This window comes from Rahnella sp. NRRL B-41462 (genome assembly GCF_003263525.1).
Lineage (GTDB): Bacteria > Pseudomonadota > Gammaproteobacteria > Enterobacterales > Enterobacteriaceae > Rahnella > Rahnella aceris.
In genome coordinates this window covers 1-6,937 of record NZ_JYDF01000069.1, presented here as the reverse complement: position 1 = coordinate 6,937, position 6,937 = coordinate 1, and the positions used below count along the sequence as shown (strand labels likewise).

At 57.9% G+C, this 6,937-nt stretch carries 5 protein-coding genes; all 5 read right to left on the bottom strand.

Going from position 1 to position 6,937, the window contains the following annotated elements; genetic code table 11:
• Positions 1-45 precede the first annotated feature (45 nt).
• Positions 46-2,073: a CocE/NonD family hydrolase gene (locus tag UC14_RS16955; protein ID WP_112198091.1), complete on the bottom strand. Its 2,028-nt coding sequence runs from the start codon at positions 2,071-2,073 to the stop codon at positions 46-48.
• Positions 2,070-3,713: an ABC transporter ATP-binding protein gene (locus tag UC14_RS16950; RefSeq protein WP_112198090.1), complete on the bottom strand. Its 1,644-nt coding sequence runs from the start codon at positions 3,711-3,713 to the stop codon at positions 2,070-2,072. Before UC14_RS16950 ends, UC14_RS16955 begins: the two co-directional genes overlap by 4 nt.
• Positions 3,710-4,537 carry an ABC transporter permease gene (locus tag UC14_RS16945; protein WP_013575055.1) on the bottom strand — a complete coding sequence of 276 codons (828 nt, stop codon included), beginning with the start codon at positions 4,535-4,537 and terminating at the stop codon, positions 3,710-3,712. The genes UC14_RS16950 and UC14_RS16945 overlap by 4 nt, the downstream gene beginning before the upstream one ends.
• An 11-nt stretch (positions 4,538-4,548) precedes the next feature.
• Positions 4,549-5,496, bottom strand: a complete 948-nt coding sequence (locus tag UC14_RS16940; protein WP_013575056.1) for an ABC transporter permease — start codon at positions 5,494-5,496, stop codon at positions 4,549-4,551.
• A partial coding sequence (locus UC14_RS16935; protein WP_112198089.1) for an ABC transporter substrate-binding protein occupies positions 5,496-6,937 on the bottom strand: 1,442 nt, incomplete at its 5' end. The genes UC14_RS16940 and UC14_RS16935, both read right to left, overlap by 1 nt.

Genomic DNA, 6,937 nt, shown 5'->3' with positions numbered 1-6,937 from the left:
GGGGAGGAGCAAGGCAAAATCACGGCTTATGGGAGCAAAAAAACATTACCGCGCAATCCTCTCGTGCCAGTATTTGGTGAATTCCTCTTCGCCGTTCAGGCTGACCACCATATCGCCGCTGACGATAAAGTGCGTCAGGTCGCTGCGTAGTTCGAGGGTGATTTCTGCTTCCATCCACCAGCCTTCACGTCCCATCTTCATAGTCTGCGTCAGCAGATAGCGCGCGGATAACGGATCACTGTTACTGACCGTCAGCTCGCGCCGCAGATTGTGATCGACCGTCGTGTCGATATCATCGAAGCGGTAAACGCCTTCACCGAAAACGCCACCCACGCCGTTGGTCACGCTGGTCCAGCTGTCGGTGAGGAAATCGTAAGTGATGTTGCGATCCACGCGCCCTGGCGACAGCACAGTTTGCGGTGTCAGCGGCGCGCTTTGTGGCTCAGCAATCGGGCCGTCGATGGATACCGGCTGTTCGCACACCGGCAGGCTGAGCTGCGCGCTGTGCAAATCCAGCGTCAGCGTGGCGACCTCCGCCATCGGCCAGATCATCGGCCAGAAGGTGGTCGCCAGCGAGAGTCGCATCCGGTGACCGGTGGCAAAGCGGTGTGCGATACCATCCAGTTGTACCGGTACTTTGACTTTCTGACCGGGGATAAGCGGCACAGATTGATCATGGCCGTGCAGATGCGACAGATTCAGCCAGCCGTGCGTGACACGGTTTACCGAACCGTCCGGTGCAACGTCAGAAAGCCGGACGTACAACATCGCAGCCGGTTTATCGCTGCTCAGTTCGACGCTAAATTCCGGGAAGCCAAAAATGGTCAGCGGCTCGGCCAGCGGTTCGCCATCAAAGATTTCTGCCATGCCGTCATCGACACGCTGATCCGGTGGCATTTCGCCGGGCACACCGGCCCCCATCCATTCACCGGCCATCAGACCGTGATTCTGCGGTGAACAGATATTGATAACGCCTGCGTCAACGTCCGGCTGAGTATTGAGCTGGCCTCGTGTGAGCCAGCGCGGGATGTGATTGATATTGCTGGCGGTGCCGCGATCAAATCCCACCCATTCACCACGGCTGACCGGACGCATCGCCGAGGGCGGCTGGCTGTCCTGCAACCAGGTCTGGATCATCGGGCCTGCCATCGCGCCGTTGTCTTCGCCTTTCAGCCAGTGATCCCACCAGCGTACCGCTTCCTGCAGGAAACCGATCGCCGGTTCCGGTGTGCCGTCCTGCGGATAGATATGCGCCCACGGACCGAGAATGGCGCGGCGTGGCACTTTCAGATTGTCCATCAGGCGGAACACTGCATTGCTGTAGGCATCCGCCCAGCCGCCGATGGCCATCACCGGACACTGAATGGCGGACCAGTCTTCGCACACCGAACCATGCTGCCAGTATGCGTCGCGCAGCGGATGTTCCATCCACAATGCCGGGAAGAATGGCATGTTTTCCAGACGGTTCAGCCAGTCTTTGTACCACCTTTCACCGACCAGTGCGGGGTCGGAAGGTCGGCTCTGGTACGCCAGCATGATGCCGCCCCACCAGAGATTGTCATTAAGCAGGCAGCCGCCTTTGTAGTGAATATCGTCGCGGTAACGGTCGTCAGTTGAACACACGGTGATGATGGCTTTCAGGGCGGCAGGGCGGCGGGCGGCGACCTGCAGGCTGTTAAAGCCGCCCCAGGATTTCCCCATCATGCCGACGTTGCCGCTGCACCAGCGTTGTTCGGTGATCCACTCAATGACTTCCAGCGCATCGTCCTGTTCCTGCAACAGATATTCATCCGCCAGCAATCCGTCGGATTCGCCGCTGCCGCGCATATCCACGCGCACCACGGCGTAGCCGTTTCCGGCGAAAAAGCCGTGCATCGGTTCGTCGCGGGTGCGGGTGCCGTCGCGTTTGCGGTAAGGAATGTATTCGAGAATGGCCGGAACCGGCTGGTGTTCAGCGTCATCCGGCAGCCACAGACGGGCAGCGAGACGTGTGCCGTCACTCAGCGGGATCCACAGATGTTCAGTCACGGTGACGGCGTGAGGGAATTCAGTCACGATGCGTTTGGTGCTCATAAGACTCCTGTCGAAGAAATGGCTGCCGCAGGAAGCGCCGTGCCGCGCAGGGCGAGAACCTCGTCCAGCCAGCTGGTGCGCATTTCCGGTACGGAGGTCAGCAGTTTTTCAGTGTAGCTGTGCATTGGCGCGCTGAAGACCACGTCGGTATCGCCGCTGGCGACCACCTGACCCTGATACATCACCGCCACCTGATGGGCGATCCGTTTTACCGTGCCCAGATCATGCGTGATAAACAGATACGACAGCCCGAGCTGTTGCTGTAAGCGGCGCAGCAGATTCAACACTTCTTCCGCTACCAGCGGATCGAGCGCCGACGTGGCTTCATCGCAGATAATCAGTTCCGGCTGTGCGGCCAGTGCGCGGGCGATACAGACGCGCTGCTTCTGCCCGCCGGAAAGCTCGCCGGGACGACGGTCGATCAGTTTAAGCGGCAGTTCAGTCAGGCGGAGTAACTCTTCCACGCGCTCGCGCACCTGTTTTTTGTTCATCCCAAAGTAGAAGGTCAGAGGACGGCCAATGATATCCAGCAGCGTCTGACGCGGATTCAGCGCCACGTCAGGCAACTGATAAATCATCTGCATACGGCGCAGCGTTTCTTTATTGCGCTGGTGAAAATTATGCGAAAGCGCAATGCCGTCGAAATCCACCGTGCCTTCGGTGTCGGGTAGCAATCCGACCAGCGCCCGTGCCAGCGTACTTTTGCCGCTGCCGGATTCGCCGATAATCGCCAGCGTTTTGCCACGCGGCAGTTGCAGGCTGACGTCGTGTACCACCCGTTTACCATTGTAGCCGGTGCTCAGTTTTCGCAGGGTCAGCAGCGGCTGACCGGCAGATTCATGACCATCGGCCAGCGGTGTTAGTGCGTGTTCACGCTCTGCCACCAGACGCCGCGTATATTCCTGCTGCGGGTTTTCCAGAATGGTTTGCGTACTGCCGGTTTCCACCTCTTTGCCGTGGCGCAGCACCATAATGCGGTCGGCAAGTTGTGCGACAACGGCCAGATCGTGGGTGATATACAGCGCGGCGGTGTTGAATTCACGCACCAGTTTGCGCAGCATCACCAGCACTTCAATTTGCGTGGTGACGTCCAGCGCGGTGGTCGGTTCATCCATGATCAGCAAATCAGGTTTACAGGACATCGCCATCGCGGCCATTGCGCGCTGAAGCTGGCCGCCGGAAAGCTGATGCGGATAGCGTTTGCCGATGTTTTCCGGATCCGGCAAATCCAGCGAGCGGAACAGTGAAATTGCCCACTGGCGGCTTTCTTCTTTGTTCATCAGACCGTGGCGGATCGGGCCTTCGCAGACCTGTTTTTCGATGGTCAGCGCCGGATTAAATGACGCCGCCGCGCTTTGCGCCACATACGCCACGCGCCTGCCGCGCCATTCGCGCTTTACGCTGGAAGGCTGAGAAACGATATCGGTGCCATCCAGGAAAACTTCGCCACCGGCAATGCGGCAGCCCTGACGCGCGTAGCCTAACGCTGCCAGCCCGATGGTAGACTTGCCCGCACCGGATTCACCAATCAGACCGAGCACTTCACCCGCCGCCAGTTTCAGGGAAATATCCTGCACCAGCGGCGAACCGTCGAGGGTTTCGATGCGCAGCCCGCGCATTTCTAAAATTGTGCGTGTCATGCTTCATCTCCATGCGGCAGACTATTCCGCGCCAGCAGCCAGTCGACCACCAGATTGACGCCAATCGTCAGCAGGGCAATCGCCGCTGCCGGATACAACGGCGCGAACTGACCAAAGTTAATCGCCTGCGCGTTGTCGCGCACCATGCTGCCCCAGTCGGCATATGGCGGCTGAATGCCCAGACCTAAGAAACTTAAGCCCGCAATAAACAGGAAGGTAAAGCAGAAGCGCATGCCAAACTCAGCCAGCAGCGGCGGCAGGGCGTTGGGCAGAATTTCTTTGAACAGCACCCAGCGCAACCCTTCGCCACGAAGACGCGCAGCTTCGACGTATTCCTGACAAACAATCGCCTGCGCCACCAGCCGTGCCAGACGGAACACGCGGGTGGCGTCGAGCAGGGCGATGGTTAGCACCAGTACGGGAATGGACGTGCCCATCACCGACAATACGATCAGCGCGAAAATCAGCACCGGAATCGACATCACGGTATCGACGATACGTGACAGCACCACATCCACCCATTTGCCGTAAATTGCCGCCGTAAAGCCGGTGATAATGCCGATGATAAAAGAACTGAAAGTGATGGTCAGCGCGATGGCAATGGTGGTGCGTGCGCCAAACAGAATGCGGGAAAGCATATCGCGCCCGAGACTGTCAGTGCCAAACGGCGTGGCGGCGGAAGGCAGCAGCCAGATGTCGCCGACCTGTTCGGTTTCGCTGTGCGGGGCGAGCCATGGCGCAAAAATAGCTGCCAGCAGGTTCACCGCAATAATCACAATCCCTATCCAGGCCGACAGCGGGATGTTAATGAAATATCGGTTCATGTGTCCCCCTTTTAGCGCGCATGGCGCAGGCGTGGATTGCACCAGATCGCCAGTAAGTCGGCGGTGGTGTTGAGGAAAATGTAAGTGCCGCCAAACAGCAGGCCACAGGCCTGAACCACCGGCAGGTCGCGCTTGGTTACCGCATCCACCATGTATTGCCCGATACCCGGATAGACAAACACCACTTCCACCAGGATCACACCGACCACCAGATAGGCCAGATTGAATGCCACCACGTTGATGATCGGTGCAAGGGCGTTTGGCAGCGCGTGCGCGACCACGATGCGCCAGCGCGGAATGCCTTTAAGCACCGCGCTTTCAATATATGGGCTGGCCATCACCGCAGTGACTGAGGCGCGCGTCATGCGCAGCATGTGTGCCAGCACCACCAGCGTCAGGGTGAGCATCGGCAGGGTGCAGACGTAAAGCCGGTCGATGAACGACGAACTGCTGTCGACCATTGCCAGACTCGGGAACCAGGTCAGACGAATGGCGAAGGCGATCACCAGAATGTAGCCGACAAAAAACTCCGGCACCGAAATGCTGATGAGCGTCAGGGTATTTGCCAGCCGGTCAAAAACGGAACCGCGCCAGATGGCTGATGCGATCCCCAAACCGACAGCCAGCGGAATAGCGATAACCGCGGCATACCCGGCGAGGAACAAGGTATTTGCCAGACGCGGCAGCAGTTCGTCGCTGATGGCGCGACCGTTCGCCAGCGAATGCCCTAAGTCGCCGTGCATAATACCCGCCAGCCAGTGCAGATAGCGCAGCACAGACGGTTCATCCAGCCCGAGTTGCAGGCGCAACGCGGCAACGGTTTCAGGCGTGGCGCTCTGGCCTAAAATGGCCGTCGCGACGTCGCCGGGCAGCATTTCCGTGCCGATAAAAATCAGCACAGAAACCAGCCACAGCGTGATAATGCCTAACAGGATCCGCTGTAAAATCCGTTTTTTCATCATGCCTCCAGCCAGACGCGCTCGGCCAGACGACCACCCATGAAGTTGAACATCGGATGTGGCCTGATACCGCCGACTTTTTTGCTGGCTGCATCAAGATAATCGCCAAACAGCGGGATCATTGCACCGCCGTCGTCGCGCACGATACTTTGCAGTTCACCATAGATTTCAGCGCGTTTGCCTTCATCAAGCAGTGAGCGTGCCTGCAACAGCAGGGCATCAAACTTCTCATCTTTCCAGTGGGTGTCGTTCCATTTGGCAGTCGACTGATAAGCGGTGGAGAACATCTGGTCAGCCGTCGGACGTCCGCCCCAGTAACCCATGCTGAACGGGGCTTTCATCCATACATCGTCCCAGTAGCTGTCGGCGGGCTGGCGTTTGATGTTGACCTGAATGCCGCCTTTTTGTGCTTGCCCCTGGAACAGGGCGGCGGCGTCGAGCGCACCGGCAAAAGCGGCGTCAGAGGAGGACAGTTCGATGTTGAGATCCGTCAGACCGGCTTTTTTCAGGTAGAACTTCGATTTGTCCGGATCGTAAACGCGCTGTTCCAGGCTGTGATTGAAGAAGCGGTCTGTCTTCGGGATCGGATGGTCGTTGCCCAGCGAACCGTAGCCGCGCAGGACGGTATCGAGGATTTTCTGACGGTCGATGCCGTGTTTAATTGCCATGCGCACATCGTTGTTGTTGTACGGTGCGACGCTGCAATCCATCAGGAAGGTGAAATGCTGACCGCCGGATGAACGCACAATGTTCAGTGCCGGGCTGCGTTTAAGGAAATCGACGGTTTTGAAATCGACACGGTTAATCGCGTGAACCTGGCCGGAAATCAGGGCATTGGTGCGGGCGGTCGGGTCGTTGATGACCAGCACTTCCACGGCATCAACAAAGGCGCGATCCGGCTTCCAGTAGTTCGGGTTGCGCTTGAACAGCGATCGCACGCCCGGTTCGTACTGATCAAAGATAAAACCGCCGGTACCGATCGGATGCGACCAGTCGGTAAAGCCGTTGGGTACCACCACCAGATGGTAATCCGCCAGCAGATACGGCAGGTCGGCGTTGCCACTTTCAAGCGTGATCAGGATCTGGTTGTCGCCCTGTTTGGTCAGACCGGTAATCGGGGCCAGTTGAGTTTTGATGGCGCTTTTGGATTTGTCGCCGCGATGCAGGTTGATGGAATAAAGAATGTCATCTGCATCCAGTTTTTTACCATTATGGAAGGTGACGCCATCACGAACGGTAAACACCCACTCGGTGGCACCGGGTTTGGCTTCCCAGGCGGAGAACAATTCAGGCGTGGCTTTGTTATTTTCATCAATTTCAATCAGGCCGTTCATCAGCATATATGCCTGATTTAATGGCACCCAGTCGCTGAATAATGTCGGGTCCAGCGTATCACTGGTATTTCCCCCTGACATACCCAGTTTTAATATGCCGCCTTTTT

What these genes read in the sequence shown, in the direction of transcription:
- UC14_RS16955 (WP_112198091.1), bottom strand. Translation starts at nt 2,073, where the DNA reads ATGAGCACCAAACGCATCGTGACTGAATTCCCTCACGCCGTCACCGTG.
- UC14_RS16950 (WP_112198090.1), bottom strand. Translation starts at nt 3,713, where the DNA reads ATGACACGCACAATTTTAGAAATGCGCGGGCTGCGCATCGAAACCCTC.
- UC14_RS16945 (WP_013575055.1), bottom strand. Translation starts at nt 4,537, where the DNA reads ATGAACCGATATTTCATTAACATCCCGCTGTCGGCCTGGATAGGGATT.
- UC14_RS16940 (WP_013575056.1), bottom strand. Translation starts at nt 5,496, where the DNA reads ATGAAAAAACGGATTTTACAGCGGATCCTGTTAGGCATTATCACGCTG.